The 25,613-nt window shown below is 61.1% G+C and carries 28 protein-coding genes and 1 pseudogene; 18 read left to right on the top strand and 11 right to left on the bottom strand.

Annotated features, from left to right (window positions below):
• Nucleotides 1–265 precede the first annotated feature (265 nt).
• Both parC and EEQ99_RS14350 read left to right on the top strand, forming a co-directional pair.
• On the top strand, nucleotides 266–2,521 hold the full coding sequence (gene parC, locus EEQ99_RS14355) for a DNA topoisomerase IV subunit A (protein ID WP_097542994.1): 2,256 nt from the start codon (nucleotides 266–268) through the stop codon (nucleotides 2,519–2,521).
• 152 nt (nucleotides 2,522–2,673) lie between these two features.
• Nucleotides 2,674–3,132 carry an SRPBCC family protein gene (locus tag EEQ99_RS14350; protein ID WP_047616391.1) on the top strand — a complete coding sequence of 153 codons (459 nt, stop codon included), beginning with the start codon at nucleotides 2,674–2,676 and terminating at the stop codon, nucleotides 3,130–3,132.
• On the opposite strand, the gene EEQ99_RS14345 is transcribed toward EEQ99_RS14350, so the two are convergent.
• The 6 genes and pseudogenes from EEQ99_RS14345 to hemB form a co-directional block, all read right to left on the bottom strand.
• Nucleotides 3,116–3,472, bottom strand: coding sequence for a type II toxin-antitoxin system death-on-curing family toxin (locus EEQ99_RS14345; RefSeq protein WP_127430644.1), 357 nt, complete (start codon nucleotides 3,470–3,472; stop codon nucleotides 3,116–3,118). The genes EEQ99_RS14350 and EEQ99_RS14345 overlap by 17 nt on opposite strands.
• 11 nt (nucleotides 3,473–3,483) lie before the next feature.
• Nucleotides 3,484–3,704, bottom strand: a pseudogene (locus EEQ99_RS35135) (AbrB/MazE/SpoVT family DNA-binding domain-containing protein); the annotation flags it as partial.
• A gap of 56 nt (nucleotides 3,705–3,760) precedes the next feature.
• Nucleotides 3,761–4,645, bottom strand: coding sequence for a DMT family transporter (locus tag EEQ99_RS14335; RefSeq protein WP_097542996.1), 885 nt, complete (start codon nucleotides 4,643–4,645; stop codon nucleotides 3,761–3,763).
• A gap of 271 nt (nucleotides 4,646–4,916) precedes the next feature.
• Nucleotides 4,917–5,693, bottom strand: a complete 777-nt coding sequence (locus EEQ99_RS14320; RefSeq protein ID WP_063474272.1) for an arginyltransferase — start codon at nucleotides 5,691–5,693, stop codon at nucleotides 4,917–4,919.
• A gap of 218 nt (nucleotides 5,694–5,911) precedes the next feature.
• Nucleotides 5,912–6,370 carry an RDD family protein gene (locus EEQ99_RS14315; protein ID WP_047616624.1) on the bottom strand — a complete coding sequence of 153 codons (459 nt, stop codon included), beginning with the start codon at nucleotides 6,368–6,370 and terminating at the stop codon, nucleotides 5,912–5,914.
• A gap of 91 nt (nucleotides 6,371–6,461) precedes the next feature.
• On the bottom strand, nucleotides 6,462–7,475 hold the full coding sequence (hemB, locus tag EEQ99_RS14310; RefSeq protein ID WP_127430643.1) for a porphobilinogen synthase: 1,014 nt from the start codon (nucleotides 7,473–7,475) through the stop codon (nucleotides 6,462–6,464).
• A 230-nt stretch (nucleotides 7,476–7,705) separates the two neighbouring features.
• Here hemB and EEQ99_RS14305 point away from each other — a divergent pair, with 230 nt between their 5' ends.
• The 7 genes from EEQ99_RS14305 (at nucleotide 7,706) to EEQ99_RS14275 (ending at nucleotide 14,388) form a co-directional block, all read left to right on the top strand.
• Complete coding sequence (locus EEQ99_RS14305; protein WP_047616398.1) at nucleotides 7,706–8,143, top strand: DUF6163 family protein; 438 nt, start codon at nucleotides 7,706–7,708, stop codon at nucleotides 8,141–8,143.
• Nucleotides 8,144–8,271: 128 nt separating this feature from the next.
• Nucleotides 8,272–8,787 carry a transcriptional regulator LdtR gene (gene ldtR / locus EEQ99_RS14300; RefSeq protein ID WP_003547156.1) on the top strand — a complete coding sequence of 172 codons (516 nt, stop codon included), beginning with the start codon at nucleotides 8,272–8,274 and terminating at the stop codon, nucleotides 8,785–8,787.
• A gap of 439 nt (nucleotides 8,788–9,226) precedes the next feature.
• Nucleotides 9,227–10,528, top strand: a complete 1,302-nt coding sequence (locus EEQ99_RS14295; RefSeq protein WP_047616400.1) for a L,D-transpeptidase family protein — start codon at nucleotides 9,227–9,229, stop codon at nucleotides 10,526–10,528.
• A 216-nt stretch (nucleotides 10,529–10,744) separates the two neighbouring features.
• Nucleotides 10,745–12,043: a serine hydroxymethyltransferase gene (gene glyA, locus EEQ99_RS14290; protein WP_018447470.1), complete on the top strand. Its 1,299-nt coding sequence runs from the start codon at nucleotides 10,745–10,747 to the stop codon at nucleotides 12,041–12,043.
• A 9-nt stretch (nucleotides 12,044–12,052) separates the two neighbouring features.
• Entirely contained in the window at nucleotides 12,053–12,529 is a 477-nt protein-coding gene (gene nrdR, locus EEQ99_RS14285) for a transcriptional regulator NrdR (RefSeq protein ID WP_003547190.1), read from the top strand.
• A 3-nt stretch (nucleotides 12,530–12,532) separates the two neighbouring features.
• A complete protein-coding gene (gene ribD / locus EEQ99_RS14280) occupies nucleotides 12,533–13,771 on the top strand; it encodes a bifunctional diaminohydroxyphosphoribosylaminopyrimidine deaminase/5-amino-6-(5-phosphoribosylamino)uracil reductase RibD (RefSeq protein ID WP_097631047.1) in 1,239 nt (412 codons plus the stop codon).
• Complete coding sequence (locus EEQ99_RS14275; protein ID WP_097543000.1) at nucleotides 13,771–14,388, top strand: riboflavin synthase; 618 nt, start codon at nucleotides 13,771–13,773, stop codon at nucleotides 14,386–14,388. The genes ribD and EEQ99_RS14275 overlap by 1 nt, the downstream gene beginning before the upstream one ends.
• Nucleotides 14,389–14,571: 183 nt before the next feature.
• Here EEQ99_RS14275 and EEQ99_RS14270 read toward each other — a convergent pair whose 3' ends face one another.
• The 3 genes from EEQ99_RS14270 to EEQ99_RS14260 all read right to left on the bottom strand — a co-directional run bounded on the left by EEQ99_RS14270 (nucleotide 14,572) and on the right by EEQ99_RS14260 (nucleotide 16,186).
• A complete protein-coding gene (locus EEQ99_RS14270; RefSeq protein WP_097543001.1) occupies nucleotides 14,572–15,087 on the bottom strand; it encodes a GNAT family N-acetyltransferase in 516 nt (171 codons plus the stop codon).
• Between the two features lie 26 nt (nucleotides 15,088–15,113).
• A complete protein-coding gene (locus tag EEQ99_RS14265; RefSeq protein WP_097543002.1) occupies nucleotides 15,114–15,617 on the bottom strand; it encodes a cupin domain-containing protein in 504 nt (167 codons plus the stop codon).
• A gap of 209 nt (nucleotides 15,618–15,826) precedes the next feature.
• Nucleotides 15,827–16,186 (bottom strand): hypothetical protein, encoded by a 360-nt coding sequence (locus tag EEQ99_RS14260; protein ID WP_047616410.1) that lies wholly within the window; start codon nucleotides 16,184–16,186, stop codon nucleotides 15,827–15,829.
• Between the two features lie 345 nt (nucleotides 16,187–16,531).
• Between EEQ99_RS14260 and ribH the strand changes: the two genes are divergently transcribed.
• From ribH to EEQ99_RS14245, 3 genes are all read left to right on the top strand, one after another.
• On the top strand, nucleotides 16,532–16,987 hold the full coding sequence (gene ribH / locus EEQ99_RS14255; RefSeq protein ID WP_004674116.1) for a 6,7-dimethyl-8-ribityllumazine synthase: 456 nt from the start codon (nucleotides 16,532–16,534) through the stop codon (nucleotides 16,985–16,987).
• A gap of 3 nt (nucleotides 16,988–16,990) precedes the next feature.
• A complete protein-coding gene (gene nusB, locus EEQ99_RS14250; protein ID WP_018241520.1) occupies nucleotides 16,991–17,473 on the top strand; it encodes a transcription antitermination factor NusB in 483 nt (160 codons plus the stop codon).
• Between the two features lie 198 nt (nucleotides 17,474–17,671).
• Nucleotides 17,672–19,810, top strand: coding sequence for a sodium-translocating pyrophosphatase (locus tag EEQ99_RS14245; RefSeq protein ID WP_047616414.1), 2,139 nt, complete (start codon nucleotides 17,672–17,674; stop codon nucleotides 19,808–19,810).
• Nucleotides 19,811–19,878: 68 nt separating this feature from the next.
• On the opposite strand, the gene EEQ99_RS14240 is transcribed toward EEQ99_RS14245, so the two are convergent.
• The gene (locus EEQ99_RS14240; protein WP_047616416.1) at nucleotides 19,879–20,412 is read right to left on the bottom strand and encodes an outer membrane protein assembly factor BamE; all 534 of its coding nucleotides are present in this window, start codon (nucleotides 20,410–20,412) and stop codon (nucleotides 19,879–19,881) included.
• A 187-nt stretch (nucleotides 20,413–20,599) separates the two neighbouring features.
• Between EEQ99_RS14240 and EEQ99_RS14235 the strand changes: the two genes are divergently transcribed.
• The 6 genes from EEQ99_RS14235 to EEQ99_RS14210 all read left to right on the top strand — a co-directional run bounded on the left by EEQ99_RS14235 (nucleotide 20,600) and on the right by EEQ99_RS14210 (nucleotide 25,043).
• Nucleotides 20,600–21,205, top strand: coding sequence for a ubiquinol-cytochrome C chaperone family protein (locus EEQ99_RS14235; RefSeq protein ID WP_052213390.1), 606 nt, complete (start codon nucleotides 20,600–20,602; stop codon nucleotides 21,203–21,205).
• A gap of 11 nt (nucleotides 21,206–21,216) precedes the next feature.
• Nucleotides 21,217–21,771 carry a YceD family protein gene (locus EEQ99_RS14230; RefSeq protein WP_047616418.1) on the top strand — a complete coding sequence of 185 codons (555 nt, stop codon included), beginning with the start codon at nucleotides 21,217–21,219 and terminating at the stop codon, nucleotides 21,769–21,771.
• Nucleotides 21,772–21,870: 99 nt separating this feature from the next.
• Nucleotides 21,871–22,917 carry a phosphate acyltransferase PlsX gene (gene plsX / locus EEQ99_RS14225; protein ID WP_047616628.1) on the top strand — a complete coding sequence of 349 codons (1,047 nt, stop codon included), beginning with the start codon at nucleotides 21,871–21,873 and terminating at the stop codon, nucleotides 22,915–22,917.
• Nucleotides 22,918–22,937: 20 nt separating this feature from the next.
• Nucleotides 22,938–23,909, top strand: a complete 972-nt coding sequence (locus EEQ99_RS14220; RefSeq protein ID WP_047616630.1) for a beta-ketoacyl-ACP synthase III — start codon at nucleotides 22,938–22,940, stop codon at nucleotides 23,907–23,909.
• 106 nt (nucleotides 23,910–24,015) lie between these two features.
• Entirely contained in the window at nucleotides 24,016–24,354 is a 339-nt protein-coding gene (locus EEQ99_RS14215; RefSeq protein ID WP_047616420.1) for an integration host factor subunit alpha, read from the top strand.
• Between the two features lie 149 nt (nucleotides 24,355–24,503).
• On the top strand, nucleotides 24,504–25,043 hold the full coding sequence (locus EEQ99_RS14210; protein ID WP_047616421.1) for a MerR family transcriptional regulator: 540 nt from the start codon (nucleotides 24,504–24,506) through the stop codon (nucleotides 25,041–25,043).
• A 6-nt stretch (nucleotides 25,044–25,049) separates the two neighbouring features.
• Here the strand turns inward: EEQ99_RS14210 and EEQ99_RS14205 are convergent, their stop codons facing one another.
• On the bottom strand, nucleotides 25,050–25,397 hold the full coding sequence (locus tag EEQ99_RS14205; RefSeq protein WP_018447482.1) for a response regulator: 348 nt from the start codon (nucleotides 25,395–25,397) through the stop codon (nucleotides 25,050–25,052).
• Nucleotides 25,398–25,613: the final 216 nt, after the last annotated feature.

Here is a 25,613-nt window from a genome sequence, read left to right as displayed (position 1 = left end):
GCGGACTTCTAAATTTCCGTTGAAAGGAACGGCAAACGAAGTCCAAATTACGGCGGAACGTTTGTCTCATCCTTGCAGTGCCGCGCGTCTTTCAGACGCGCAAAGGACACTGTAACACTTTCAACCCTCGCATCGTGCTCTCCGAAAATCTATTCCGATTTTCGGAGAGCACGATGCGTTGGAGATGTCATTCCCAAGACTTCATCCACAGCTGCAATAGGCTAGATTCCTTGCCCGCCGGGCTCTTCTGGGCTAGTCAAGACCCATGGGACAAGAGATTTTGCCGCCTTCCGGCGGAGACGACGACAACATCCAGCCGGTCGACCTCAAGGCGGCGCTCGAGCAGCGTTACCTTGCCTATGCGCTGTCGACCATCATGCACCGCGCTTTGCCTGACGTGCGCGACGGGCTGAAGCCCGTCCATCGCCGCATCGTCTATGCGATGAACGAGATGGGGCTGAGGCCGAATACAGCCTTCAGGAAATGCGCCAAGATCGTCGGCGAAGTGATGGGTAACTACCATCCGCACGGCGACCAGTCGATCTACGATGCGCTTGCCCGTCTCGCCCAGGATTTCTCGCAGCGCTACACGCTGGTCAACGGCCAGGGCAATTTCGGCAATATCGACGGCGACAGCCCCGCCGCCATGCGTTACACCGAATCGAAGATGACGGCGGTCTCCGAACTGCTGCTCGAGGGCATCGATCAGGATGCCGTCGATTTCCGTGATACTTACGACGAATCGAATACCGAGCCGGTCGTCCTTCCCGGCGCCTTCCCGAATCTGCTCGCCAACGGCTCCTCCGGCATCGCCGTCGGCATGGCGACCTCGATCCCGTCGCACAATGCCCACGAGCTTTGCGATGCCGCCCTGCATCTGATCAAGCATCCGGATGCCACCGTCGAAAAGCTCGTCGAATTCATTCCCGGCCCGGACTTCCCGACCGGCGGCATCATCATCGACAGCCGCGACAGCATCATCGAGAGCTATCGTACCGGCCGCGGCGGTTTCCGCGTGCGGGCGAAATGGCAGACGGAAGATCTCGGCCGCGGCGGCTACCAGATCGTCATCACCGAAATTCCCTTCCAGGTGCAGAAATCGCGGCTGATCGAGAAGATCGCCGAGCTGCTGATCGCCCGCAAGCTGCCGTTGCTGGAGGATATCCGCGACGAATCGGCCGAGGACATCCGTGTCGTGCTGGTGCCGAAGACCCGCAGCGTCGATCCGACGATCCTGATGGAATCGATGTTCAAGCTGACGGAGCTCGAGAGCCGATTCCCGCTCAACATGAACGTGCTCTCCATGGGCCGCATCCCGCGGGTCATGGCGCTGAACGAGGTGCTGAAGGAGTGGCTGGACCACCGCCGCGAAGTTCTGCAGCGCCGCTCGCGCTTCCGTCTGGCGGCGATCGACAGGCGCCTCGAAATTCTCGGTGGTCTTCTGGTCGCCTATCTCAACATCGACGAGGTCATCCGCATCATCCGCGAGGAGGATGAGCCGAAGCCGGTGATGATGGCGCGCTGGGATCTGACCGACAATCAGGTCGAGGCGATCCTCAACATGCGGCTGCGCGCCTTGCGCAAGCTCGAAGAGTTCGAGATCCGCAAGGAATTCGACGAACTCACCAAGGAAAAGGGTGAGATCGAGACACTTCTTGCCTCCGACGAAAAGCAGTGGCAGACGGTCGCCTGGGAAATCGGCGAAGTGAAGAAGAAATTCGCCAAGGCGACCGAGGTCGGCCGCCGCCGCACGCAGTTTGCCGATGCGCCTGAGGCCGACGAGGAAGCAATCCAGCAGGCGATGATCGAGAAGGAACCGATCACCGTCGTCATTTCCGAAAAGGGTTGGATCCGCGCGCTGAAGGGCCATATCGCCGATACGGCGACGCTGACCTTCAAGGAAGGCGACGGCTTGAAGATAGCCTTCCCGGCGCAGACGACGGACAAGATCCTGATCGTCACGACCGGCGGCAAGGCCTTCACGCTCGGCGGCGACAAGTTGCCCGGCGGTCGCGGTCACGGCGAGCCGCTGCGCATCATGGTCGACATGGATAACGATCAGGCGGTGTTGACCGCTTTCGTCCACGATCCCGCGCGCAAGCAGCTGATTGTCTCCACAGCCGGCAACGGCTTCGTCGTTCCGGAGGCAGAGCTGGTCGCCAATACGCGCAAGGGCAAGCAGATCATGAACGTCGCGCTGCCCGAGGAAACGCAACTGCTCGTGCCCGTCAGCGGCGACCATGTCGCCGTCGTCGGCGAAAACCGCAAGCTGCTGGTCTTCCCGCTGGCGCAGGTGCCGGAGATGTCGCGCGGCAAGGGCGTCCGTCTGCAGCGTTACAAGGATGGCGGCATTTCCGACGTCCGCTGCTTCGCGATATCAGACGGCCTTATCTGGGAAGACAGTGCCGGCCGTACCTTCACGAAGAACAAGGACGAGCTTGCCGAATGGCTGGCCGACCGCGCCACCGCCGGTCGCACCGTGCCGAAGGGCTTTCCGCGCAGCGGTAAATTCGCCGGCTGAGGCATAAATTCCGCGCTCGTCTCTTGGCGGGCGCGGCAACTCCTCTATCTCATTGCTGTTACCAAAAATATGAGAGGCCGGCTCCGGAGGCGGACGGAATGGTCGCAGGCCGCGCACGGGAGGAGTGTGCGCGCATTACCGGAGGAAAATTGATGCCCGCCAGCACCATTAAAGTGCATGTCAGCCACACCTATAGGGCCCCGCCCGCCGTCGTCTACGACGCCTGGCTTAACCCCGAAATCGCCCGCCGCTTCCTGTTCGCGACCGATGACGGTCACGTCATCCGCGCCGATATCGATCCGCATGTCGGCGGCCGTTTCTTCGTCGTCGACCGCCGCCCGACCGGCGACGCCTTCCACCAGGGAGTCTTCCTGGAACTGAAGCGCCCACGACGTATGGTCTTCAGCTTCTCCGTCGAGGAGCATGATCACAATTGCGACCGCGTCGAAATCGAGATCGAGCCTCTCGGCGGCGGCAGCCGCCTGACGTTGACCCACGAAATGTGCGCCGAATGGGCCGAACATGAGGAAAAGACCCGGCAAGGCTGGGCGCATGTGATCGAGGGGCTTGGCAGGGAACTGGAGCAGCAGCAGTTCAAGGCGACGGGTTGAGCGCTATGCTGAAATCCCGAAGGACGCGGGTCGCGCCTTCCTCGTCGATCACGCCGGCGGCGACGTCGAGTATAAATGCAATGACCTGCGCGTTATCGGCGTTGATGACATAGCGGTTGATATAGAGAAACGTAAACGCCGCGAGATAGCCGGTACGCTTGTTTCCATCCTTGAATGGGTGGTTTCTAACAATGGCGTAGAGATAGGCTGCGGCGAATACGAAGATATCGGTTTCGCCATGTGCCGCCTTGTCGAGCGGCCGTGCCAAACTGGTTTCCAATGCGTTGGCATCCCGCAGGCCAGACAGACCGCCGTGCTCGGCGATCTGCTCGTCATGCATATTTTCAATCGCCTGGCGGATTCGCGGAGCGCCACTCGATATTTTTCCATGCCGATGCGGGCTGCCCGCACTTGCTCGGCAAGGTCCGCCGATTCCGGCACGAGCCGAATATTACCCTCGACCTCTCGCAATTCGAGGCTGTCCCACCGCTGCTCAAGCCCAGCCGCTGCAGTACCTCTTTAGGGATAATAACGCCCTCGGAATTGCCGACCTTGCGGATTGTGCCCTTCATCATTTTATCCCCTGTAATAACGGAGTTACAACATGGTCCGATCCGGCGGCAACGTCCTATTCCGCTGGTTGCCTGATGCTCTTCTCCCGCACCATCCAGAAGCAATGCCCGGCGATCGCCGTCACCAGGATGCCGCCGCCGACCAGCGTCATCGTCGCCGGCGTTTCGGCGAAGATCAGCCAAACCCAGATCGGCGCGAGCACGGTTTCCAGCAGATAGAACATGCCGACTTCAGGCGCGGAAAGATAACGCGGCCCCGTTGCAAGGCACCAGAAGGCGACCGGCATCATGATGGCGCCATTCAAGAGGATCCAGCCGGGATGGGCGATGGAAAATCCCAAGGGCAGAGCTTGCGCGAGGCCGAGGGCGGCCGGCAGGATGGCGGCAAGCAGCGGCACGAAGCCCATTTCCCGGCGCGAGCCACGTCCGATGGTGATGGCTGCGGCAAGAATAAGCGCGCTGAGAAGCGCCATGGCGTCGCCAAAAATATGGCCGCTCGCAAGCCCCTCGCGCACGATCAGCCCGACGCCGAAGATCATGAACAGCATGGCGATCAGCGTCGCGGCCTGCGGCTTCTCCTTCAGGAAGATCCAGGAAAGCAGGGCAGCGAACATCGGGTTGAAGGCGACGATGAAGACGACATTGGCTGTGGCCGTATTGAAGACTGAAAGCACGAAGGTGAGGGAGGAGAGGCCGTAAAGCAGGCCGGCGAATAGGCCTGCTCGCCCAGGAATGAGGACCGGCCATTTGCCCGAGGCAAGGCGCATTGCTCCAAGGATGACGAGCGTCGCAAGAATCGTTGCTGCGCTTCGTATTCCCAGGATCGACCAGATGTCGCCATCGCCAAGACGGACGAGCGGGATATCCATCGAAAGCGCCAGCCCGCCGATCGCCGTCAGCAGCAGACCCTTCCGATGATCGGAAAGAGCGGTGGGGAACATTTAGAGCCTTTCCTGGTCAGCTTGAAGCATTCTGCCGGAGCAGGTTTTCGTCAGGGCAGAGGCGATTGGCGAAGGGCATACCTCTTGGTACGGTCGAGCCGATCGCCTCTGATCCTGGCGGAAAGATGCCCGGCCCTTCGGGTTGGCTGAAACGGGCCGGCTGATCGACCGGCCGGCTTGGCCGTAGAGCTGGGCTACGACGCGCGCCGGCCGGTCGACCATCCGACTCCGTTTGAGCCAACAGAATGCTTCAAGCTGACCAGGAAAGGCTCTAATCGTGGGTGCTTTCGGGCATGGAGGCGGGATCGAAGCGTTCCCAGCCGCGCGGCGTCAGATGCTCCTGCGGCTGGAAGCGCGTCTTGTAGTCCATTTTCCGCGACCCTTGAACCCAGTAGCCGAGATAGACATGCGGCAGTCCCAGCGCTTTCGTGCGCCTGATATGGTCGAGAATCATGAAGGTGCCGAGCGAACGCCGATCGAGCGCCGGATTGAAATAGGAATAGACCATCGACAGCCCGTCGCTCATCGTATCGGTCAGCGCTGCGGCAAGCAGCTCGCCCTTCGGCCGCTGCTCCAGTCCGGAGCCTTCCTCGCGCCGGCGGTATTCGATGATTCTCGTATTCACATGCGTGTCTTCCACCATGATCGCATAGTCGAGCACGGTCATGTCGGACATGCCGCCCTGCTGGTGGCGAAAATCGAGATAACGCCGGAAGAGCGAATATTGCTCGCTGGAAGGCTGGGCGGGGAATTCAGTGGCCATGACGTCGGAATTGGCGGCAAGCACCCGCTTCATCGATTTCGTCGGCTCGAATTCCTGGGCGAGAATGCGCACGGAAACGCAGGCGCGACAGGATTCGCAGGCCGGGCGGTAGGCGATGTTCTGCGAGCGGCGGAAACCGCCCTGCGTCAGGATGTCGTTCATCTCGGCGGCACGCGGCCCGACCAGATGGGTGAACACCTTGCGCTCCATCTCATGCGGCAAATATGGACACGCAGCCGGAGCCGTCAGATAAAACTGCGGGGATGGCGTGGTCTGCGTATTCATTTGTCGCGGAAATTTCCTTGTCGAGACAGTGCCGTTTTCAGACAGCATGACCTAAGAATAGAAAACGTCAACAGCGGGGCGGGTTTCGCCCTTCATTTCAGTCTTCTAATTTTAGATATGGAGCGTCCGAAGTTCCCGGCAAAGGCAAGGCGGAGACTTTATTTCGTCTCCGCCCTCCAAAAAAGCCCAAAGGTGCAATGAGGCTTTGAGCCAGGGTCTCAGGCTGTGCGCACCGTTGCCGTGCCGACCAGCAGGTCGTGGACGAGACGGCTGCGCTCGATGAACAGGCCGGCCAGCAGGATGAGCGGCGTCAGCACCGAGTTGAGGATCCAGAACAGCGCCAGATGCACGATCGCCGTCATGAAATCCATCGGCCGCCCATCGACGCGCACGATTGCGATTCCCATGGCGCGCATGCCGAGCGAGGCCTGGCTCGGTCCGCCCACCGTCAGGCCGAAATAAATGCCGGCGACGATGACGAAGAGGGCAGGGTAGAGAAAGAAGCCGAGCCCCAGCGTGACGATCGACAGGAAGAACAGTACGATCGCCGCGGGAATGCAGAGCAGCGCCACGATGACGTAATCGAGGATGAAGGCGAGGACACGGCGGCTCAACACGCCGCTATAGGCGCGCCAGTCCTCCGGTGCGGCATAAAGCGGATTGGGGTTGTAGCTCATCTCAATCTCCTGCGGAAAAACGATGCCGCTGATATGGTATCGGCCGGGCAAAATGCAATAATCTGCCCCCAAATCGCCAATCTGCTTGAAATCACCGCTTCGCGAGAATCTTCGCCACCTCGACCGCGAAATAGGTGAGGATGCCGTCGCATCCTGCCCGCTTGAACGACAGCAGCGTTTCGAGCATCGCCCGCTCGCCGTCGATCCAGCCGTTCATCGCCGCAGCCTTGATCTGCGTATATTCGCCGGAAACCTGGTAGGCGAAGGTCGGCAAGCCGAAGGCCTCCTTTATCCGCCAGCAGATATCGAGATAGGGCAGGCCGGGCTTGACCATCAGCATGTCGGCGCCTTCCTCGACGTCGAGGGCCGCGTCGCGGACTGCCTCGGTGCCGTTGGCGGGGTCGAGATAATAGGTCTTCTTGTCGCCTTTCAGCAGCCCGCCCGTCGAGATCGCCTCGCGATAGGGACCGTAGAAGGCGGAGGCGAATTTCGTCGCATAGCTCATGATGCCGACGTTCTGGTGGCCGGCCGCATCGAGCGCCATGCGGATCGCGCCGATACGCCCATCCATCATCTCCGATGGTGCGATGATGTCGGCGCCGGCATCCGCCTGCATCACGGCGGCGCGCGCCACCTGGTCGACCGTTTCGTCATTGACGATTTCGCCGTCTCTCAGAATACCGTCATGGCCGTGGCTGGTGAAGGGATCGAGCGCGACGTCGGTGATGACGCCGATATTGGGCACCGCCTTCTTGATCGCTGCCGTCGCCTGGTTGATCAGATTGTGGGCTTCGAGGCTGTTCGAGCCGGTCTCGTCGCGCAATTCCATCTCGATATTCGGAAAGGTGGCAAGTGCCGGAATGCCGAGGCCGGCCGCTTCACGCGCGGCTTCCACGGCTTTGTCGATGCTCATCCGGTTGACGCCGGGCATGGCCGGGATCGGATCGACGATGCCGGAACCCGGGACGATGAAGATCGGCCAGATCAGGTCGTCGACCGTCAGCCGGTTCTCCTGCACCAGCCGGCGTGTCCAATCCGCCTTGCGGTTGCGCCGCATGCGGCGATGGCCGGTGATCTCGTCGACGAGATGAGTCCTGTCCTGCATGATATCTGTCCCAAGCCCATTCCATTTATCCGAGCGCTCATTATCATGGCGCCCGGAAAATCCAAACCGGACGATTGGCCGCGGCGGAAAACCTCCGGCGCATAACCGCGAAATTTGGAGTCGATTTTCAGGGTTATGCGCCAACGCAATGTGATAGAGCGTCCTCAGCCCGTCTTGTCAGATGCGCGGGCGCCTTTGTGAAGATGCAACCCCAAACCGATGTCTGCACTATGGAAACCGATTCCCCGACGATACCGAAACGCACGCTGGCGGATATCCTCTTCATTCTCTTCCTGAGGCTGGTTGCCGTCTCCTGCTTCTGGTTCGGCCTGCAATATTGGGCGATGCTCGTCGGCTATTCGCTGGTCGGCGCCGGCCGCTTCGATCTTTTGAGCCTGCCGTGGAAGGTAGCGAGCACCAGTCTCGCGGTGCTTTTCCCCGTTGCCTCCCTCGGTCTCTGGCTCACCGTTTCCTGGGGACCGGTGATCTGGGTGCTCGCTGCCGGCGGGCAGATCCTGATGTATGGCCTGCTGCCGGATATTTTCGGCCCCAACCAGCTGATCATCCTGCTGCATGTCTTGGTCGCCGTCGTTTACTGGATTTTCCGCCTGCTGTTGTGGCTGGAAAAGCGCCGGCATCGCCGCCAGGTAAGCGTTGATTTACCCTGAGACAACGTGGAGTTACCGGTAAGGCTCCGTTAAGCCTGCGGTTTAAGTCGAATTTTATATGTATTCGATAGGGTCTCACTCAAGGCGGGAAGAAAACACACCGCCAAACAAACAGTGAGGCAGTCAATATGAATACGAAAATCAAGCCGCAGGCGGTATCGACCTTCCGTGACCAGCAGGATCATGACATCCGTGATCTTTACATGGAATCCCTTCATCTCGTTGAACGTCTGCACCGTCGTCTTCTCGATGTCATCAAGGACGAATTCGACCGTCAGGGTCGCAGCGACGTCAACGCCATCCAGGCGCTGCTCCTTTTCAACATCGGCAATTCCGAACTGACCGCCGGCGAGCTGCGCTCGCGTGGCTACTATCTCGGCTCCAACGTTTCCTACAACGTCAAGAAGCTGGTCGATCTCGGCTTCATCAACCACCAGCGCTCGCGCATCGACCGCCGCTCGGTCCGCATCAGCCTGACCGAAACCGGCCAGGACATCGCCGAAACGGTGGCCAAGCTCTACGAACGCCACATCGCCTCGATCGACAAGGTCGGCGGCATCGGCACCGACGAGTTCACCCAGATGAACAAGCTGCTCCAGCGTCTGGACCGTTTCTGGAACGATCAGATCCTCTATCGTCTCTAAAACCCGGACCTCCTTTCAGGGTTGCAGAAAATCGGACGTGTTCCCTGCACGTCCGATTTGCCGTTTGATCCGCGTGGCATCTTTGCAACGCAGGGCAGACAAGCGCAAAGCCCGGTATTCAAGCCGTTTTTTAGCCGTTATTAACCGGCACGGTTTACCCCGTCATATGGTTCGTTGCGTCGTGTTCCCGGCAGCCGACAGTCCTTCTGCCGACCTGGCAACACGAATTGGCCATATTGGTGTGGCAGCGGAAGGCTTAACAACCGGCGCTTTCAATGGACCGATCAGAGTTCAGGCTTTCTCATCGCAATCTTGTGATGGGGGAGGCGGAGTTTTTTGATACGCCGGGACAACGAATGGACAGGGATCTGCGTTAAAGCGCAGTGATTTCGCAAAGAGCCGCGGCTTGTTCTTATGGCGGCATTGAGTGGTTGGGACTATGTCGAAGAAAAACGGAATTGAAGCTCTCTCTCGCCGCGCTTTCCTTGCGTCCGCGGCAACGGTTGGCGCCAGCGCGATCGCGGCGCCGGCATTTGCGCAATCGGCGCTCGATACGCTGATCAACGCGCCGCGCCGCGGCAACTGGGACGACCAGTTCGACGCCAAGGCGGCGTCGCGCACGGCGACCGCCATGGTTTCCAACACGCCGATCCTCGGGCCCCAATCGGTCGCGAGCGCCCAGCAGGCAATCATGCAGTATCAGCAGATCGCCGCAGCCGGCGGCTGGCCCGAGGTCAATCCCGGTGACCAGCGCCTGCAGCTCGGCGTCAGCTCTCCCGCCGTCCAGGCGCTGCGCCAGCGTCTCGCGATCACCGGCGATCTGCCGCGCGAGGCCGGCCTGTCCAACGCCTTCGATTCCTATGTCGACGGCGCCGTCAAGCGCTTCCAGGCGCGTCACGGACTGCCGGCCGATGGCGTTCTCGGCGAATTCACCCTGAAGGCGATGAACATCCCCGCCGATGTTCGCCTGCAGCAGCTGAACACCAATGTCGTCCGTCTGCAGACCTTCCCCGAGGACTTGGGCCGCCGTCACCTGATGGTCAATATTCCGGCGGCCTATGTCGAGGCCGTCGAAGACGGCAGTGTCGCGACGCGTCACACCGCGGTCGTCGGCCGCTTGAGCCGCCCGACGCATCTGGTCAATTCGAAGATCTACGAGGTCATCCTCAATCCTTACTGGACGGCGCCGCGCTCGATCGTCGAGAAGGACATCATGCCGCTGATGCGCAAGGATCCGACCTATCTCGAAAAGAACGCCATCCGCCTGATCGACGGCAAGGGCAACGAAGTCGCCCCCGAAACCGTCGACTGGAACGGCGAGGCGCCGAACCTGATGTTCCGACAGGACCCCGGCAAGATCAACGCCATGGCGTCGACGAAGATCAACTTCTACAACAAGAACGGCGAGTATATGCACGACACGCCGCAGCAGGGCCTGTTCAACAAGCTGATGCGCTTCGAATCCTCGGGCTGCGTCCGCGTGCAGAACGTGCGCGACCTGACCAACTGGCTGCTGCGCGAGACCCCCGGCTGGAGCCGCCAGCAGATGGAGCAGGTGATCGCCACCGGCGTCAACACGCCGATCAAACTCGCGGCGGAAGTTCCGGTTTACTTCGTCTATATCTCTGCCTGGGGCATGCCCGACGGCATCGTCCAGTTCCGTGACGACATCTATCAGATGGACGGCAATGCCGAGCTGGCGCTCGACACCACGGCTGGCATGGAACAGCCGGTTCAGTAAGCGGCAAGCTCTGCATCGCAATTTGAGAACCGCGCTTTCGGGCGCGGTTTTTTTATGCCGGGAGGGGCTCTCCATAAAATGGCCGCCGGGCATCGGCGCGGCGCGGCCGGAAAAGAGCGTGAGCGCGCGCTTTGCTCAGCAAATGTCGTTCTTCGTATTGCCCTTGCCACAGCGGAAGGCTAATACCTCAGCGCATTCCAGTTGAGGAGCCCGCCCATGACCAATGCTTCCACCGAATCCTTCTTCAATCGCTCGCTTGCGGACGTCGATCCGGACATTTTCAGCGCGATCGGAAAGGAACTCGGTCGCCAACGGCACGAGATCGAACTGATCGCTTCTGAGAACATCGTCTCCCGCGCCGTGTTGGAAGCCCAGGGCTCCATCATGACCAACAAATATGCCGAGGGTTATCCCGGCAAGCGTTATTACGGCGGCTGCCAGTTCGTCGATATCGCCGAGGAACTGGCGATCGAGCGCGCCAAGAAGCTGTTCGGCGTCAATTTCGCCAACGTCCAGCCGAATTCCGGTTCGCAGATGAACCAGGCGGTGTTCCTGGCGCTTCTGCAGCCCGGCGACACTTTCATGGGTCTCGACCTGAATTCGGGCGGCCATCTCACGCATGGTTCGCCGGTCAACATGTCCGGCAAATGGTTCAACGTCGTTTCCTACGGCGTGCGCGAAGGCGATAACCTGCTCGACATGGATGAGGTCGCCCGCAAGGCCGAAGAAACCAAGCCGAAGCTCATCATCGCCGGCGGCACTGCCTATTCCCGCATCTGGGACTGGAAGCGCTTCCGCGAGATCGCCGACAGCGTCGGCGCCTATCTGATGGTCGACATGGCCCATATTGCCGGCCTCGTCGCCGGTGGCGTTCATCCGTCGCCGTTCCCGCATTGCCATGTCGCGACGACGACGACCCACAAGTCGCTGCGCGGCCCGCGCGGCGGCGTCATCCTCACCAATGACGAGGATCTGGCCAAGAAGTTCAATTCGGCCGTTTTCCCCGGCCTGCAGGGTGGTCCGCTGATGCACATCATCGCCGCCAAGGCCGTTGCCTTCGGCGAGGCACTGCAGCCGGAATTCAAGGATTATGCCGCTCAGGTCGTCAAGAATGCCAAGGCGCTCGCTGAAACGCTGATATCAGGCGGCCTCGACGTCGTCTCCGGCGGCACCGACAACCACCTGATGCTGGTCGACCTGCGCAAGAAGAACGCCACCGGCAAGCGCGCCGAGGCAGCGCTCGGCCGTGCCTACGTCACCTGCAACAAGAATGGCATTCCCTTCGATCCGGAAAAGCCCTTCGTCACCTCGGGTGTGCGCCTGGGCGCACCGGCCGGCACCACCCGTGGCTTCAAGGAAGCGGAATTCCGCGAAATCGGCAATCTCATTGTCGAGGTTCTCGACGGCCTGAAGGTCGCCAATTCCGATGAAGGCAATGCCGCCGTCGAAGCCGCCGTGCGCGGCAAGGTGGTCAATCTCACCGACCGCTTCCCCATGTATGGCTACATGGGATAAGGAGTAGGGATGCGCTGCCCCTATTGCGGTTCGGAAGATACTCAGGTCAAGGATTCGCGCCCGGCGGAGGACAACACCTCCATCCGCCGGCGGCGCATCTGTCCGGATTGCGGCGGTCGCTTCACCACCTTCGAGCGCGTGCAGCTGCGCGAGCTGATGGTCATCAAGAAGACCGGCCGCAAGGTGCCATTCGACCGCGACAAGTTGGTGCGCTCTTTCGAGGTGGCGCTACGCAAGCGCCCGGTCGAGCGGGATCGCATCGAGCGCGCCGTCTCCGGCATCGTCCGCCGGCTTGAAAGCTCCGGCGAGACCGAGATCTCTTCCGAGCAGATCGGCCTGCAGGTGCTGGAGGCGATGAAGAGCCTCGATGATGTCGGCTTCGTGCGCTACGCCTCGGTCTATCGGGATTTCTCGCTTGCCGAGGATTTCGAAAAGGTCATTTCGGAAATCAACGCCAAGATTGCCCGCGACCCGCTGGACAGGTGAGCCATGAGCATCACGCCGCATGACGAACGTTTCATGGCGGCGGCGATCCGCCTGTCGCGCTGGCATCTCGGCCGCACCGCTACCAACCCCTCCGTCGGATGCGTGATCGTCAGGGATGGCGTCATCGTCGGCCGGGCGGTGACGGCGCTCGGGGGCCGCCCGCATGCCGAGACGCAGGCGCTGGCTGAAGCCGGCGCGCTCGCCCGCGGCGCCACCGCCTATGTGACGCTCGAACCTTGCTCGCATCACGGCAAGACGCCGCCCTGTTCCGAGGCGCTGATCGCCTCTGGCGTTGGCCGCGTCGTCATCAGCGTCACCGATCCAGATCCGCGTGTCTCGGGCCGCGGCATCGCCATGCTGCGTGAAGCCGGCATACAGGTGGATGCCGGTGCTCTGGAGGAAGAGGGCCGGCGTTCGCTTGCCGCCTATCTCACCCGCCAGACGAAGAACCGGCCCTATGTGACTCTCAAGCTTGCCGTTTCCGCCGACGGCATGGTCGGCCGTCAGGGGGAGGGACAGGTGGCAATCACCGGCCCGCTCGCCCGCGCGCAGGTGCATGCGCTGCGCGCCGAAACCGATGCGATCCTCGTCGGCATCGGCACGGCGATTGCGGACGATCCGCTGCTGACGGTGCGAACACCAGGTCTCGAAGCCCAGTCCCCGATCCGCATCGTTCTCGATCCCACCCTGGCATTGCCGCTGACCAGCAAGCTCGCCCTGACGGCGCGGGACGTGCCTGTCATCGTGGTGGCGAGTGAGGAAGTGTGGCCTTTGTCGGCGGATGCGGAGGGGCTACCCCCCTCTATCCTGCCGGACACCTCCCCACCTGTGGGGGGTCCGAAGGACGGGTCGAGACCTGTGGCTCGGCCCCGGTACTCCGGCAGGGCAGAAGGCGGTACCCCACCCACAGACGCTACCGACATGGACTCGCGCCGCGCCGCACTCGAAGCCGCCGGCGTCGAGATCGTCTATTGCAATCCTTACCATCCGGAAATCCTGCTGCCGGCACTCGCAACACGCGGTATTTCCTCGCTTCTGGTCGAGGGCGGCGCAAAGACGGCGCGGCTTTTCCTCGAGGCTGGCCTCGTCGACCGTATCCAGCTTTATCAGGCGCCTGTAGTTATCGGCCAGCGCGGTATTGAATCGCCGCTTGATGCAACCGACATACCATCGGGTTTTGCCCATAGGGGCACGCGGATGTTCGGCGAAGATCGCCTGGACGAATATGAAAGAGGGTTTTGATGTTCACCGGAATAGTCACCGATGTCGGCACGGTCGAATCCGTTTCCCCGCTGAAAGAAGGCATCCGCTTGCGGGTCGCGACCGCCTATGATCCCGCGACCATCGACATGGGCGCCTCGATCTCGCATGCCGGCATCTGCCTGACCGTCACCGCCCTGCCGGCCGAAGGCAGCAACGGCCGCTGGTACGAGGTCGAGGCCTGGGAGGAGGCGCTCCGGCTGACGACGATCAGCACCTGGCGGGAAGGCAGCCGCATCAATCTCGAACGGTCGCTGAAGATCGGCGACGAGCTCGGCGGCCATATCGTTTCCGGCCATGTCGACGGCAAGGCGGAAATCCTCTCGGTGACATCGGAGGGTGACGCCACGCGCTACCGCCTGCGTGCGCCCGAACACCTCGCAAAATTCGTCGCCCCCAAGGGTTCGATCGCACTCGACGGCACCTCGCTGACGGTCAATGCGGTCGACGGCACGGATTTCGACGTGCTGCTCATCCGCCATACGCTCGAAGTCACCACATGGGGCGACCGCAAGGCCGGCGATTTCGTCAATTTCGAGGTCGATACCATGGCGCGTTACGCCGCCCGGCTGGCCGAATTCCCCAGCGCCTCAGCCTGAAATGTGCCCCTCACCCTAACCTGCCGGGGTCGAGCCACTCGTCTCGCCCTGTCCTTCGGACCCCCGTAAAAGCGGGGCGAGGGGACGTGCCATGCGAGACGCCGGCGAAGGACGGAGAGGTCGCCGCATATTCCCTTCGCCCCGTTTACGGGGAGAAGGTGCCGGCAGGCGGATGAGGGGCCGCTACCGCGAAAACTGAATAATCTCGCCATTGTATTGCGTCCGCGCCGTCTCGCGAAAACCGAGCTTGGCTGCCACCCGCAACGAAGCCTCATTCTCGGGGCTGATGATGCAGCTCATTGGTTTTCCTGGGAAATGCGCCTCCGCCCAGCCGATCAGGATTGCCAGCGCCTCGGTGGCATAACCGCGGCCGTGTGCTAAGGGCATCAGCGCCCAGCCGACTTCCATCGTCCCTTCGATCGACGGTTCCATCTCGCGGCGGGCTTCGAGGAAGCCCGCTTCGCCGATGAACCGGCCGCTCTCTTTTTCGATGATCGCCAGAAAGCCGAAGCCCATATGATGCCACATGCCGGCGAGGCGCAGCATGCGGCTCCAGCTCTGCTCGCGCGTCGATGGCACGCCGGTGATGAAGCGAACGACGTCCTCGTTTGCCCATAATGCCGCATGCGCCTCGAAATCGTCGAGGCGGTGAGGGCGCAGCGTCAGCCGCGCCGTTTCGAAGGTCGGAATGTCGGTCACATCAGGTCCTTATGGAAATCGCGCCCTCAGGCGCCGGGCTCGCCGTCCCAATAATCGAGATCACCTTCCGGCCGTCCGATGTGGCGGAAGCGCCCGGCTTTTGTGCCGTCCCTGTTGGTCTTGGCAAGGAACTTTCCGGAATCGGGATATTCGACGATCTCGGTCTTCGCCATCGTCGAGATGCCGAGATAGACAAGCGTCGTCGTGCCGGTGTTGATGATTTGGTGCGCCGTTTCCGGCCCGCCAGCCGGCGCGCCGAGCACGTCGCCCGCCCTGATCGGATGGCGCGCGTCGCCGAAGCGGTATTCGCCGGTGCCTGCGATTATATGGAAGAGTTCGTCTTCGACATGATGATTGTGGAAGGGACAGCCCGACTTGCCTGGCGGTACCTCGTTGTAGCTGACGCCGAGTCCGGCGAGGCCGAGAAGCGTGCCGAACGAGGTGTCGACGCTTTCATAGAACTCGCCCTGTTTCCAATGGTCGAGCTTGAGATCGGCGGTATTGATCACCGCCTTCGGTTCCATCGCCATGATGTTCTCCTGTTCCAGGAAGAGAAACTATCATCGCGCCGGAAAATTCAATGCCTATCTCGGAAATCCCCGGCATGGGCGGAGAGGAGACCGCCGCCCATGCTGTGAGCGGCCGCGCATGGAATGGAACACGCTAGGGACGCTCGATCACTTCAACCCACGCATACCCCCGAAGATCGATTCCGATCTCGGGGGTATGCGCTGGAGCGTCAGCGGACGTAGAAGGTCAAGCTTCCGTCGGCTGCCTGCTCGGCGTTGACGATGTTGCGGACGTCGACGCCTTCATTGTTGAGCCGGTGGGCCAGCGATCTGTTGGCGTCGATCGAGGCCTGGATGCCGCGAACGGCCTGACCGGAGCGTTCCGGCGCCGAGCGCGGACCGGTCGTTTCGTCGTCGAGATTGCGCCAGTTATGGACCTGCTCGACATTGAAATCATTGCCGTGGAAGGTCCGGAGTGTCTGTTCGATGCCCTGGGCCGTGTTCATTCCAAGGCTTTCGGCCCGGCTGACGCCGGCAAATGCGAGCGAGGAGAGGGCTGCGGCGAGGGTGATGGTGACAACGCGGTTCATGATGGTATCCTTTCATCTGCTTTGACGGTCGACTGTCGTTGCAGGGGATCGTCTGCGTCACGACATGGAATTGGCGTTGCCCTCTTCGCGATTCAATGGGTTAAGCCACTGAAAATCCATTAAGAATTGTTCATGAAAACCGCCTTCGAATTGCCGTTTTCAAGGCATCCGGGAAAGCTGATTTGAAAGGCTTGCCCAGCAGTGCAGGCAGGACGCGGCTATCCCCTTGCAGATATTTCTTCTTTGGCATTGGGGCATCGGGCGAAATTGCTTGCCATTCGGACGAAGGCATGTTTTGACCGCGGGCTGCCGAGTGGGAAATGTCCCGCCAACCGAAGGTGAACCATGCCGAGAGAGACCGCTCCCCATATTTTGATCGTTGAGGCCCGCTTCTACGACGACATGGCCGACGCCCTGCTCGAAGGCGCGACTTTCGCATTGCAAGAAGCCGGCGCCACCTTCGAGGTGGTCACCGTTCCCGGCGCACTGGAAATTCCGGCGGCGATTGCCATGTCGCTCGATGGAGACGACAATGGCGGCACGCATTATGACGGCTATGTCGCCCTCGGCATGGTCATTCGCGGCGAGACCTATCACTTCGATATCGTGTCGAACGAATCCTCGCGCGCCTTGATGGATCTTGCGGTCAGCGAGTCCCTTGCCATCGGCAACGGCATCCTGACCGTCGAAAACGATGAACAGGCATGGGCGCGCGCGCGCCGCTCGGATAAGGATAAGGGCGGATTTGCCGCTCGTGCAGCTCTGACGATGATCGAGCTGAAGCAGAAACTGGGTGCATAACGAATGAACGACGACAAGACGGAACGGCCGGTCAAGACTGCAAACCAGCGGGGCGCTGCCCGTCTTGCTGCCGTTCAGGCACTTTATCAAATGGATGTCGGCGGCACCGGCGTTCTGGAAATCGTCGCCGAATACGAGGCGCACCGTCTTGGCCAGGAACTCGACGGCGCGACCTATCTGAAGGCCGATGCCGCCTGGTTCCGTTCCATCGTCTCCGGCGTCGTGCGCGATCAGGTCCGCCTCGATCCGCTGATTGCCGCGGCACTGCAGGATGATTGGGCCTTGTCGCGCCTCGACAGCACCGTGCGCGCCATTCTGCGCGCCGGCGTCTTCGAGATCACCGACCGCAAGGACGTTCCCGTGGCGGTCATCGTCACCGAATATGTCGAGATCGCCCAGGCCTTCTTCGACGACGACGAGCCGAAGCTTGTCAACGCCGTGCTCGACCGCATCGCCAAGCAGGTCCGCGGCGAGGCGAAGAAATAACTCCTTAGCCGCCAAACAATCTCCCTGCGTCTTTCTTCGCACTGCAATGGTTTTCGCCCGTTGCGGTCTTGACGCAACGTGATCGACCACGCAATCTCCGCACCGCTTAGCTGTGGCATTTCTGTGGAGAGGAAGGCGATTCGGCGGCGTATCTGCCGGAGAAGGAGTGATCTCCGGCCTATGGGAGGAACGAGCGAAATGACCATTCTTTTATGCGTAATCGCATGCGGTCTGCTCTCGGTGGTCTATGCCGCCTGGGCAACCCGGTCGGTGCTTGCCGCCGATCAGGGCAATAGCCGCATGCAGGAGATCGCGGGTTACATCCGCGAAGGCGCTCAAGCCTATCTGACGCGCCAGTACAGAACCATTGCCCTTGTCGGCGTTGTTGTTTTCATCGCAGCCTGGCTGCTTCTTTCCGCCACGGCCGCCATCGGTTTCCTGATTGGCGCCGTACTATCAGGCGCTGCCGGTTTCATCGGCATGCATGTCTCCGTCCGCGCCAATGTGCGCACCGCCCAGGCAGCCTCCATCAGCCTTTCCGCTGGCCTCGACATCGCCTTCAAGTCGGGTGCGATCACCGGCATGCTGGTGGCCGGTCTGGCGCTGCTCGGCGTCTCCATCTACTACACTATTTTGACCATAGGGCTCGGCCATGAGAGCGGCTCGCGCGAAGTCATCGATGCGCTGGTGGCGCTCGGCTTCGGCGCTTCGCTGATCTCGATCTTCGCCCGTCTCGGTGGCGGTATCTTCACCAAGGGCGCCGACGTCGGCGGCGACCTCGTCGGCAAGGTGGAAGCCGGCATTCCCGAAGACGATCCGCGCAACCCGGCAACGATTGCCGATAATGTCGGCGACAATGTCGGCGACTGCGCCGGCATGGCCGCCGACCTCTTCGAGACCTATGCGGTCTCGGTCGTCGCCACCATGGTTCTCGCCGCCATCTTCTTTGCCGGCGCGCCGATCCTCCAGTCTGCGATGGTCTATCCGCTGGCGATCTGCGGTGCCTGCATCATCACCTCGATCATCGGCACCTTCTTCGTCAAGCTCGGTGCGAACGGCTCGATCATGGGCGCTCTTTACAAGGGCCTCATCGTCACCGGCCTGCTGTCGATCGTCGGTCTCGGCGCTGCCACCTCGCTGACCATCGGCTGGGGCTCGATCGGCTCCGTCGGCGGCGCCGATATCTCGGGCGCGCACCTCTTCTTCTGCGGCGTCATCGGCCTCGTCGTCACCGCGCTGATCGTGGTGATCACCGAATATTATACAGGCACCGGCAAGCGCCCGGTCGTTTCGATCGCCCAGGCCTCGGTCACCGGTCACGGCACCAACGTCATCCAGGGTCTGGCCGTCTCGCTGGAATCGACGGCACTGCCGGCGATCGTCATCGTCGGCGGCATTCTCGCCACCTACCAGCTCGGCGGCCTGTTCGGCACCGGCATTGCGGTCACGGCGATGCTGGGCATTGCCGGGATGATCGTCGCGCTCGACGCCTTCGGACCGGTGACGGACAATGCCGGCGGTATCGCCGAAATGTCGCATCTGCCGCCGGAGGTGCGCAAATCCACCGACGCGCTCGATGCTGTCGGCAATACGACCAAAGCCGTCACCAAGGGTTATGCCATCGGTTCCGCCGGTCTCGGCGCACTGGTTCTCTTCGCCGCCTACTCCTACGACCTCAAATATTTTGCGGCGAATGGCGACAAGTTCCCTTATTTCGCGGGCATAGGCGAAATTTCCTTCGATCTTTCCAACCCCTACGTCGTGGCGGGATTGATCTTCGGAGGTCTCGTTCCCTACCTCTTCGGCGGCATTGCCATGACCGCCGTCGGCCGTGCGGCCGGCGCGATCGTCGAGGAAGTCCGCCGTCAGTTCAAGGAAAAGCCCGGCATCATGCAGGGCACGGAAAAGCCGGATTACGGCAGGGCCGTCGACCTTCTGACCAAGGCCGCCATCCGCGAGATGATCGTGCCGTCGCTGCTGCCGGTGCTGGCGCCGATCGTCGTCTATTTCGGCGTGCTGCTCATCTCCGGCTCCAAGGCTTCCGCCTTTGCCGCGCTCGGCGCATCGCTGCTCGGCGTCATCATCAACGGCCTCTTCGTCGCCATCTCGATGACATCGGGCGGTGGCGCCTGGGACAATGCCAAGAAGAGCTTCGAGGACGGTTTCGTCGACAAGGACGGCGTGCGTCACATGAAGGGTTCGGATGCGCACAAGGCCTCCGTCACCGGCGATACGGTCGGCGATCCCTACAAGGATACCGCCGGCCCCGCCGTCAACCCGGCGATCAAGATCACCAATATCGTCGCACTTCTGCTGCTCGCCGTTCTTGCTGGCTAGACAGATCAGAGACCATTAAAAAACCCGCCGGAGCGATCCGGCGGGTTTTTCGTATGAGGTATGTCCGATCAGCGCAGGCTGCTTGGGTTCTGCGGCGTACCGCCCGCACCGCCGCCGAACAGGCTGCGGGCAGCACTCGCGGCGCTGCCGCCGGAGAGCATCTGCTGCAGGAAGGTGAGTTCCTTGCCGCCGGTCGGCGTGACGCGTCCGATCGTGTCGAACACCTTGCCGTCCTGCAGCGTATAGTTGGCACGGCGGCTGACGACGTTGTCCTTGTCGAAATAGATTGCCAGAACGCTCTGGTCGACGACCTTCAGCTTCTGGAAGGCGACGGCACGCGTGCGTCGCTGCGAGATATAATAGAAGACTTCGCCGTCGAAGGTCGCCGTCGTCGAGGGGGTGCCGAGCGACAGCAGCACCTGCTCGCGGCTTGAACCCTCCGGAACGAGGTTCAGCGACTGCTGGTCGGCGACATAACCGCCGTTGAGCACGGTGCTGGTTTGGCAGCCGGAAAGAGCTGATGTGGAGGCGATTATGAAGGCAATGGCCGCACTGCTGAAGAATTTCATGTCAGACTTGAAATACCGTTTCTTCAACGACATCTACTCCCTTGAGTGTCGATAGCAGCCATTTTGGGCCTTGCACGCTTTCCTCCTGCAAAACCATTGTGGCCATTCCGAGTCGAATGTCCCGAATTCGCTTCGTAGACGCATTGAAGGCATTGTCCCGAAACTGGCCACGATCAGCATTGCAATTCGCGCCTGCTTCGGTAAACCAGCTTTCGAAATCATGCAACAAGGCCAGACGCCAGCCGGCATGAAGAATGAGGCATTTCCGGAAAAAACAATGATCTTCGGGCTCTTCCGTAAGAAAAACAACAATCAGGCGATCGTCGACAGGCAATATGCGGCCTTGGCGGCGGCCGCGCGCATGCCGGAACTCTACGAGCAGCTCAATGTGCCCGATACGGTCATGGGCCGTTTCGAGATGCTGTCGATCACCATGATTCTGTTTTTTCGCCGCACGCGCGCTTCCGCCACCAGCGGTCAGGAGATCGCCCAGGAGATCGTCGACGCCTTCTTCCAGGATATCGACTATTCGATCCGCGAGCTCGGCATCGGCGACAACAGCGTGCCGAAGCGCATGAAGAAGCTTGCCGGCATGTTTTACGGCCGGCTCGAAGCCTATTCGAAGGCGATGGACACCGGCGATGCCGAAGCCCTGGCTCTTGCTCTTCAACGCAATATCTACCCCGAAACCGAAGCGCCGGCCGATATGTCCGGCCTCGCCGGATGGATGATCACCGCGGAAGCGCATCTGTCCGCTCTAGCCGAAGAGGTGATCGCCACCGGCTCGGCAACGCTTCCGCCGGTCGCCAGCCCACCGGTTGCCTGAAGGAGGAAACGATGAAGAATGATCGGGACGATGTTCCCTTCTCCTATCATGTCAAGGTCGGCCATATTTCGGCCAACCCCGTCGAGGTCCATGTCGAGGCCGACGCCAGCGAACTCACGGCGCTTGCCAAGACCTGGAACGTCGTTTCCGTCGACGATCTCAGCGCCGATCTGCAGATTGCCCGCTGGAAGCGCGACGGCGTGCGCATCAAGGGCCGCGTGCAGGCGAAGATCGTCCAGTCCTGCGTCGTGACGCTGGAACCGGTCGAATCCGCCATCGATGAGAGCTTCGAGCAGATCTTCGTGCCGGAGGGCTCCAAGCTTGCGCGCCAGCCCGGCAGCGACGCCGGCGAGATGCTGCTCGATCCCGACGGTCCCGATCTGCCCGAAACCTTTGTCGGCGATACGATCGATGCCGGCGAGGTGGTTGCAGAATTCGCCGCTTTGGCGATTGATCCCTATCCGCGCAAGGAGGGTATCGAATTCTCAGGTCATATCGAGGATAGCGGCGAGGACGATAAAAAACCCTCCGCTTTCGCGGTCCTCAAGGACTGGAAAAAGGACTGAAGCGTCTCGGGCATTTGACACAATTCAGTTGTAAGCGACGCCAAAACCGGTATTTTGGCCGAAATTTCGCCCCTCGGCGAAAAGAAGGATCAGGGACGCGTGATCAGAATATCTCTCGACCTCATGGGTGGCGACTTTGGTCCCCAGGTTGTCATCCCCGGCGCCGCCAAGGCGCTGGATCGGCATCCGGATATTTCCTTCGTTTTCTACGGTCTCAAGGAACAGTGCGATCCGGTTCTCGCCAAGTTTCCGAAACTCAAAGAAAAATCGCTCTTTCACGATTGCGAACTTGCCGTTGCTATGGATGAGAAGCCGAGCCAGGCGCTGCGCCGCGGCCGCTATATCTCCACCATGTGGCGTTCGATCGAGGCGGTGAAGACGGGGGAGGCCGATGTCGCGGTCTCAGCCGGCAATACCGGGGCGCTGATGGCGATGGCGAAGTTCTGTCTGCGCACCATGGCCAATATCGAGCGCCCGGCGATCGCTGCGATCTGGCCGACGCTGAAGGGTGAGAGCATCGTCCTGGACGTCGGTGCGACGATCGGCGCCGATGCGCAGCAGCTGATGGATTTCGCCCTGATGGGTGGCGCCATGGCGCGCGCGCTGTTCGAAGTCGAACGCCCGACGATCGGCCTTCTGAACGTCGGTGTCGAGGAGATGAAGGGCCAGGAGGAGGTCAAGGAAGCCGGCCGGCTGTTGCGCGAGGCCAATATCGATTCGCTCGAATATTCCGGCTTTGTCGAGGGCAACGACCTTGGCAAGGGCACGGTCGACGTGGTCGTCACCGAAGGATTCTCCGGCAACATCGCACTCAAGACCGCCGAGGGCACCGCCAAGCAGATCGGCGAATATCTGCGTGCCGCCATGTCGCGCACGCTGCTCGCCCGCATCGGCTACCTCTTTGCCAAAAGCGCCTTCGACATGCTTCGTGAGAAGCTCGATCCGAGCAAGGTCAATGGCGGCGTGTTTCTCGGCCTGAACGGTATCGTCATCAAGAGCCATGGCGGAGCGAATGCCGAAGGCATCGCAGCCGCCATCGAAGTCGGCTACGACATGGCCAAGAACGGCCTCAATCAGAAAATAGAAAACGATCTTAAGAAATATCATGCCAAACGGCTGCCCCCAATGGGCCCGGAAGCGGCATGAGCGATAGGGTTCAGTCAAATATGATCCGTTCAGTGGTTCGCGGGTTCGGAGCCGCACTTCCGAAGCGCGTGATGACCAATGGTGACATGGAGGCGATCGTCGACACATCCGACGAATGGATCGTCCAGCGCACCGGCATCCGCCAGCGTTATATCGCCGGTGATGACGAAACGACGGCGTCGCTCGGCGAGGCCGCCGCGCGTGCAGCCCTTGCCAATGGCGGTCTGACGCCCGCCGACATCGATCTCATCATCTGCGCCACCTCGACGCCGGACAACACCTTTCCGGCAACGTCGGTCAACATCCAGAACCGTCTCGGCATGAGCCACGGCTTCGCCTTCGACGTCCAGGCCGTCTGCACCGGTTTCGTCTATGCGGTCACCACAGCAGATGCCTATATCCGCGGCGGGCTTGCCAAGCGTGTTCTCGTCATCGGCGCCGAAACTTTTTCGCGCATTCTCGACTGGAACGACCGCACCACCTGCGTGCTTTTCGGCGATGGCGCCGGCGCGATCATACTCGAAGCGACCGAAGGCGAGGGCACCGTTGCCGACCGCGGCGTGCTGACCGCGCATCTGCGTTCCGACGGCTCGCATAAGGAAAAGCTGTATGTCGATGGCGGACCGTCGACGACCGGCACTGTCGGCAAGCTGCGCATGGAAGGCCGTGAGGTCTTCAAATATGCCGTCGGCATGATCACCGATGTCATTCAGGCGGCTTTCGATTCGACCGGCACCACTGCCGATGATCTCGACTGGCTGGTGCCGCACCAGGCCAATCGACGCATCATCGATGGTTCGGCGAAGAAGCTGAACATCGACGCGGCGAAAGTCGTCGTAACCGTCGACCTGCACGGCAACACGTCGGCCGCCTCGATCCCGCTCGCACTGGCGACCGCTGCCGGCGACGGCCGCATCAAGAAGGGCGACCTGGTGATGCTCGAAGCGATGGGCGGCGGCTTTACCTGGGGCGCCGTTCTGCTGCGCTGGTAGGCAGGAATCCTAAAAAACTGGCGGCGAACAAGAGCTTGACCGTAAGGCGCAAGACAAATACTCTTCGTGCGATTTCACAAAATAGTTTGTAGTGGGCGGGGAAACCATGACCGGAAAAACAGTGACGCGAGCAGACCTGGCGGAATCCGTTTTCCGAAAGGTCGGGCTTTCCCGGACCGAATCTGCCGAACTCGTCGAAACCGTCATCGACGAGATCTGCAATGCGATCGTGCGCGGTGAAACCGTCAAGCTTTCCTCCTTTGCCACTTTCCAGGTGCGCGACAAGAACGAGCGGATCGGCCGCAACCCGAAGACCGGCGAGGAGGTTCCGATTTCCCCGCGCCGTGTCATGACCTTCAAGGCGTCGAACGTGTTGAAGACGCGCATCCTCAAGGCGCATGTCGCTCGCAAGATCAAGCTGAAGCCGCAGAATCCGGCTCCCTGATCATCGGCTTCCCGTTTCTAAGCAGCGTTTTTTGCTTTCGCACTGTCCAACGTTGTGCGCAACGTCGAGACATGACTTGAATTGTCGACGCCAAACCGTTGAAATATGATGAGTCGCCGTTGGATCGAGCCGCGAGGTCGCGTAGCAGTATGACGTTGGACAAGAGCCCCGATGCCTTTCGCACCATCAGCGAAGTCGCAGACGATCTTGATCTGCCGCAGCATGTGCTGCGCTTCTGGGAAACGCGTTTTCCCCAGATAAAGCCGATGAAGCGCGGCGGCGGCCGTCGTTATTACCGGCCGGAGGACGTGGATCTCCTCAAGGGCATCCGGCATCTGCTCTATGATCACGGCTATACGATCAAGGGTGTGCAGAAGCTTCTGAAGACCAACGGCAACAAGTTCGTCATATCGGTCGGCCACGGCGATCTCGCCAGCGTCGAGGCGCTTGCCTCGGGCGTGCAGGATGCCGGTGCCGGCGAACCGCGCGTCGGCATGGCCGACGAAGATCAGATCGTCGGCCGCGCCAAGCCGCCGATCACCCGCCGATTCTTCAATTTCGTCGCTGGAGACGACGAGCAGGAAGTTTCGATCGGCAAGTCGAGCGTCGGCAAGGAAGACAGGGCGCTACTGCAGGAGGCGCTCTACGATCTCCTGGAATGCAAGCGCCTGCTCGACCAGGTGCGCTGAACCGCTTCAGGCTTCGGTCAGTCGCTTCATCGCCTGTTCGAGTTCGCTAAGCTGGAAGGGTTTTTGCAGCACGGGCAATGTGCTGGGGCTGCTGCCATCAGGCGCGGTGCCGTATCCCGTCGCGTAGAGATAGGGTTTGCCGCGTTCGTCGAGCAGCTTTGCGACCGGTAGTGAACTCTGCCCGGCCAGCGAGACGTCGAGTATGGCAGCGTCGAACTCCGTATCCCTGGCGGTTGCCAGCGCCCGCTCCAGATCGGGCGCGCTGGCGCAGACCCGGTAACCCAGATCGGCGAGCATGTCCTCGAGCAGCATGGCAATCAGCGCGTCGTCTTCGACGATGAATATGTCTTTCATGATCCGGTCCACCCATTGCCCCCTTGCTAGAGCGCCGTGCGTCCTTTCGGATGCACAAAGGACGCTCCGACACTTTAAACCTACGCATCGTGCTTTCCAAAAATCGATTCTGATTTTCGGAAAGCACGATGCGTAGGCATGATGGTTTATGTGGACCGCTTGCACGGCTCGTCAAGACGTCGTGCCCGGCAGTGTGAGAAACAGCATATTGCCGGT

The organism is Rhizobium anhuiense, from assembly GCF_003985145.1.
Taxonomy (GTDB): Bacteria; Pseudomonadota; Alphaproteobacteria; order Rhizobiales; family Rhizobiaceae; genus Rhizobium; species Rhizobium anhuiense.
The sequence above is the reverse complement of the archived record's forward strand: the minus strand, read 5'-3'. Positions and strand labels throughout refer to the sequence as shown.

Bases quoted from the DNA above. Each gene is read 5' to 3' on its own strand.
- ribD (WP_097631047.1), top strand. From the start codon at position 12,533: ATGAGCATCACGCCGCATGACGAACGTTTCATGGCGGCGGCGATCCGC.
- EEQ99_RS14240 (WP_047616416.1), bottom strand. From the start codon at position 20,412: ATGTCGTTGAAGAAACGGTATTTCAAGTCTGACATGAAATTCTTCAGC.
- EEQ99_RS14230 (WP_047616418.1), top strand. From the start codon at position 21,217: ATGAAGAATGATCGGGACGATGTTCCCTTCTCCTATCATGTCAAGGTC.
- nrdR (WP_003547190.1), top strand. From the start codon at position 12,053: ATGCGCTGCCCCTATTGCGGTTCGGAAGATACTCAGGTCAAGGATTCG.
- ribH (WP_004674116.1), top strand. From the start codon at position 16,532: ATGCCGAGAGAGACCGCTCCCCATATTTTGATCGTTGAGGCCCGCTTC.
- EEQ99_RS14205 (WP_018447482.1), bottom strand. From the start codon at position 25,397: ATGAAAGACATATTCATCGTCGAAGACGACGCGCTGATTGCCATGCTG.
- nusB (WP_018241520.1), top strand. From the start codon at position 16,991: ATGAACGACGACAAGACGGAACGGCCGGTCAAGACTGCAAACCAGCGG.
- glyA (WP_018447470.1), top strand. From the start codon at position 10,745: ATGACCAATGCTTCCACCGAATCCTTCTTCAATCGCTCGCTTGCGGAC.
- EEQ99_RS14305 (WP_047616398.1), top strand. From the start codon at position 7,706: ATGGAAACCGATTCCCCGACGATACCGAAACGCACGCTGGCGGATATC.
- parC (WP_097542994.1), top strand. From the start codon at position 266: ATGGGACAAGAGATTTTGCCGCCTTCCGGCGGAGACGACGACAACATC.
- EEQ99_RS14235 (WP_052213390.1), top strand. From the start codon at position 20,600: ATGCAACAAGGCCAGACGCCAGCCGGCATGAAGAATGAGGCATTTCCG.
- EEQ99_RS14245 (WP_047616414.1), top strand. From the start codon at position 17,672: ATGACCATTCTTTTATGCGTAATCGCATGCGGTCTGCTCTCGGTGGTC.
- hemB (WP_127430643.1), bottom strand. From the start codon at position 7,475: ATGCAGGACAGGACTCATCTCGTCGACGAGATCACCGGCCATCGCCGC.
- EEQ99_RS14295 (WP_047616400.1), top strand. From the start codon at position 9,227: ATGTCGAAGAAAAACGGAATTGAAGCTCTCTCTCGCCGCGCTTTCCTT.
- EEQ99_RS14260 (WP_047616410.1), bottom strand. From the start codon at position 16,186: ATGAACCGCGTTGTCACCATCACCCTCGCCGCAGCCCTCTCCTCGCTC.
- EEQ99_RS14350 (WP_047616391.1), top strand. From the start codon at position 2,674: ATGCCCGCCAGCACCATTAAAGTGCATGTCAGCCACACCTATAGGGCC.
- EEQ99_RS14215 (WP_047616420.1), top strand. From the start codon at position 24,016: ATGACCGGAAAAACAGTGACGCGAGCAGACCTGGCGGAATCCGTTTTC.
- EEQ99_RS14315 (WP_047616624.1), bottom strand. From the start codon at position 6,370: ATGAGCTACAACCCCAATCCGCTTTATGCCGCACCGGAGGACTGGCGC.
- EEQ99_RS14220 (WP_047616630.1), top strand. From the start codon at position 22,938: ATGATCCGTTCAGTGGTTCGCGGGTTCGGAGCCGCACTTCCGAAGCGC.
- EEQ99_RS14210 (WP_047616421.1), top strand. From the start codon at position 24,504: ATGACGTTGGACAAGAGCCCCGATGCCTTTCGCACCATCAGCGAAGTC.
- EEQ99_RS14345 (WP_127430644.1), bottom strand. From the start codon at position 3,472: ATGCATGACGAGCAGATCGCCGAGCACGGCGGTCTGTCTGGCCTGCGG.
- EEQ99_RS14320 (WP_063474272.1), bottom strand. From the start codon at position 5,693: ATGAATACGCAGACCACGCCATCCCCGCAGTTTTATCTGACGGCTCCG.
- EEQ99_RS14335 (WP_097542996.1), bottom strand. From the start codon at position 4,645: ATGTTCCCCACCGCTCTTTCCGATCATCGGAAGGGTCTGCTGCTGACG.
- EEQ99_RS14275 (WP_097543000.1), top strand. From the start codon at position 13,771: ATGTTCACCGGAATAGTCACCGATGTCGGCACGGTCGAATCCGTTTCC.
- ldtR (WP_003547156.1), top strand. From the start codon at position 8,272: ATGAATACGAAAATCAAGCCGCAGGCGGTATCGACCTTCCGTGACCAG.
- EEQ99_RS14265 (WP_097543002.1), bottom strand. From the start codon at position 15,617: ATGGCGATGGAACCGAAGGCGGTGATCAATACCGCCGATCTCAAGCTC.